Origin of the sequence: Bartonella sp. AA126HLJHH, assembly GCF_042197425.1 — a bacterium.
Classification (GTDB): domain Bacteria; phylum Pseudomonadota; class Alphaproteobacteria; order Rhizobiales; family Rhizobiaceae; genus Bartonella.
Genome location: NZ_JBHIRU010000055.1, coordinates 1 through 3,384, shown reverse-complemented (window position 1 = coordinate 3,384; position 3,384 = coordinate 1). Strand labels below are relative to the sequence as shown.

Genomic DNA, 3,384 nt, shown 5'->3' with positions numbered 1-3,384 from the left:
AACCCACCCGCAGAAGAACGGGGATTCCTTGCATTCGGATTGCCTCCACTTTCAACTTGCGCAACACGGTATAAATAGCTCTCTGGCAAACCATAACGCGCTGCCGTCTGCCGTATCGCTTGATTAACAGAAGGACTATAACGGGTCATAGCTTTATCCTCTTCTACCTTGGTGTACTCAGCATATTAAATTGACCAGCCAATGTTTTTCCTCCTCCTCCAAGCAACGCAGCAGAAAGCTTTTTCACCCATTCTTTTGTAGCGTATCCCTTTTCTTGCGCTTTAATCATATCTTGAATGAGCTTTGCAATTTTATCATTCGGAATCTGTGTCCCCCCTGTTAACAATTTGACAACATCCTTTTCAATCCGTTGACGCTCTCTAAACGCTGCCTCTTTGAAAGGAATCCAAGAAGCCTTCACCGCAGCTTTTCCTACTTGTATAGCTGCATCATGTTTACCCGTTGGCATACTGACATTATGCGTAAAAGAGATCTTTTCATTCGCTACACGATTGGGTATTCTGTTATAAAAATCTGCATAATTAGCTTCTCTATCGACAACCTTCTTAACAGCAGAAGCTTTATCTGCTCCATAAGTCTTCGCAAATCGTTCATATAGATCATTTGTACCAAAAATCTCCTTTGCCTTGGACACTTCATCTTTTGTTTGACCCATGCCTTGTAAAAGTTTTGCTCTTGATCCCTTTTTAAAGTATTCTTGTTGTCCCTCTGGTAATTCATCAAAAATTTTACTGAATTTATCCTTATTAACCGACTTTCTAAGGACTTTTTCTCCTTCGCCCATAGCATCTACATCTGAACTATATTGATGATATAATGCCCGTCCCTTCTTATATTCAGACGATATATCATCCATAAGCTCTAATAATTTTTTCTTGATACCAACTAAACTGCGAACTTGGCTATTATCTCCTTGTCTCTTTTCGGTCCTTATCATTAAATCGACAACCTCCTTAGTCTTATGAAGAGCCCCCATGTTTGGTTTTTCCCTAAGGAGACTAAATTTTTGAGAAGAAAACGGACTAACGTTGTTGCCATCCGTAATAAACCGCTTTAGTCCTTCATCATAAGCTTGTTTGAAGTATGGACGCTTCATTAATTCATTAAGAGCACCATAATATTTTTCTTCTATCGGCGTTTTCTTGGCTATTTCATAAAGAGTATGTGATTCTGCTTCTCTACTCGCGATAAGATCATCTTTTAAACCTGTAACATTTTGACGAGGAATAAAGTGTTCATCTGCTGCCTGATGAATACGCTCTCCTCCTCCCAGCGCTCTCTGCCCAGCTCTTTTGGTCAAATCAAGATAAGCTCCTTGGTTTCTTTTCGCGATATCAAAAACAAGATCCTGTAAAAAAGGACTATGATCAGCTACGTAATCGGTAGGAACTGCATTCTTAAAAGAGTTTCCTAGCTCTTCAGAAGCCTCCTTACCTAAATGTTTACTGATTTCTCTTAATGTGTCTGTTGCAACACCTTGCTTATGAGAAGGAGAAAGAAGTCTTCGTATTCCACCGACAGTAGAACCAGCCAAATGACCTAAAGCACTGCCAACCACTGTCCCTGCTGCTCCTAAACCACCACCAACTGCTGCACTTTGAAGTGTATGACCTAACCCTACCCCTTCACCTGCTCCATGTAATGCACCAGATGCCGCCCCTACTTTAAGCAAATGAGGAAGTGTTGTGTTTTTTGTGATGCCTAAAAACGGACTGGCTTTCCCACCTACATATTTCACTCCTGCGCCTACCCGTTTCCCTACCGTGCCTACCGGTGTTGGAACGGCTTTCAAAAATGCTTGACCTAATTTTGAAGTAGCAGGAGGCGCTATCCGCCCCGCTAGTCCTGCAACCGCTCCTGTTCCTAACGTCGCAAGTGAAGGTAAAGCAGCCCCTACAACATTTCCTAACAAAGACGTCCAATAATGCGTATCACTCATCCTACGTTGATAATCACGTATTCTATTGGCTTCTTTCTCATACTTCTCTTCGTATTTTTTATCACCAGATAACCAATATCTGTACAGCCCCTTTCTAAAAGCATTTAGTGCACTCTCATTCTCATCATCACGTCCCGCCGCTACAATCCCCGCAACTTCATCATCTAAATTAAAACTCAAACCATGCTTTAAAGAATTCCAAAAGGCTTCACTTTGTGTAATCTCTGGAGAGAGTAGAGTATTTTCATAAGAAGGATTGGCATATTCTAAAACAGAACCTAAATTGATAAAATTCGGTCCAAGTTCTGATGAGCGTTCTCGATTAGCCGCATATTCTGAAGCAGAACCTAAATTGATAAAATTTGGACCAAGTTCTGATATTTTTTTACCTTGATTGTTCGTAGCACCTAATGCACGATCAACTACAAGAGAATTCTTATTGTTAATCATTTAGCCCTCTTGTAAACTTGACCATTGTAAATAAACTCAACCCCAATAGGCATTTTATTAGCTTGTTCTATGCTGCTTACAGTTGTAAAATTTGCAACATTCCCTTGTGACCCCGCCTGATTGGTAGAATTTTGGTTATTTCCTGCCATAACGGCATTTCTCATATTATTTTCTGTAGCCTCAATCTTACCTAATACAATACCTTGTACTTCAGGGTTCAGTCTTGATAAAACATCTTTTATTGTTGACAAACGCCGTTTAAGCTCTCGTGTAGACATACGTAAGTTTAATTTCCCAAGAGACTCTTTTAACATTTCAATGTCTTTATCGCTAACATTTCCAAGTCCTAGCGCCCCTCTTTGCGATAACATTTTCATTTGATCTATACGGTCAAGCCCTATACGAGATTGTATTGATTCCAAAACCTGTCGTACATCCGATTGTTCGGACGTTGAGAACGCGTAGCTAGCAGCTAAAGCTATATTACCTGTCGCCTTATTCTTAAATTTCTCAAGGTATTCCTGCACATAATCAATATCTTCTAGCAAAACCTTTGCATACAAGTTTTTATGTTGACGTAAAGCAGCTTCTCGTTCTTTGTCGAGATACGCCTTCCCACCAGGGTGATAAACCACTCTCTTTCCCGTGGGTGATGTTGGGTCATCAATTAACGAACTTCCATCATTGTAATGTTTTATGCTATCTGTACCACCTGTGAGCAATGCACTAAGCATTTGAGGATTCCGTGCCATGACAGCAGCTTCTTCATCACTGTAGCCTTTGGACTTTAAATAATCGACGGTCTGATTAACCTGCCCTCTTTGTTTATCTCCTTCGTTAAGACGCTTCACACCACTTGCAAGCGCATCCCACCCAGAACCGTCTGATGAAGATTCTGCCATACCTGCAAAAAGATCTTTGAGCTTCTGATACGCATCTGATTGAAAAAACTTATAAGTATTGGACTGTAAAAA

2 protein-coding genes and 1 pseudogene are annotated in these 3,384 nt (G+C 40.5%); all 3 read right to left on the bottom strand.

The window, feature by feature from the left end:
* Window positions 1-149: transglycosylase SLT domain-containing protein (locus ACFIQC_RS09400; RefSeq protein ID WP_375707098.1), on the bottom strand; the 149-nt coding region annotated here is incomplete at its 3' end.
* 14 nt (window positions 150-163) lie between these two features.
* Window positions 164-2,410: a hypothetical protein gene (locus tag ACFIQC_RS09395; protein ID WP_375707097.1), complete on the bottom strand. Its 2,247-nt coding sequence runs from the start codon at window positions 2,408-2,410 to the stop codon at window positions 164-166.
* A pseudogene (locus tag ACFIQC_RS09390) lies at window positions 2,407-3,384 on the bottom strand (hypothetical protein); the annotation flags it as partial. The pseudogene ACFIQC_RS09390 and the gene ACFIQC_RS09395, both read right to left, overlap by 4 nt.